Source organism: Hwanghaeella sp. 1Z406, assembly GCF_048892425.1.
Taxonomy (GTDB): Bacteria; Pseudomonadota; Alphaproteobacteria; order UBA8366; family Aestuariispiraceae; genus Pacificispira.
In genome coordinates, this window is sequence record NZ_JBLZHU010000061.1 from 1 (window position 1) to 255 (window position 255).

1 protein-coding gene is annotated in these 255 nt (G+C 50.2%); it reads left to right on the forward strand.

What is annotated here, in order from left to right:
• On the forward strand, positions 1-255 hold a 255-nt coding region (locus ACOSDR_RS20345), incomplete at both ends, for a hypothetical protein (RefSeq protein WP_420732365.1).

Genomic DNA, 255 nt, shown 5'->3' on the forward strand with positions numbered 1-255 from the left:
ACGGCGCAGAGATCGGGGCGAAGAAAATCGTTATTCCGCCCTATGCATCGGTCTTTTCGGCCTATGGAATTGCCCAGGCCGATGTTCAGTTTTCCGTCACAGGTTCTGTACTGCAAGTGATTGCTCAAGATACAGAAATTCCAGATGAGACTGTTCAAACCGTCAATGACATTCTGACACGCATAGCCGATCAGGCCCAGGATCAAATCGGGGACGATTTCTCTATCAGTGGCGCAGACCCTCAATTGCGGCTTT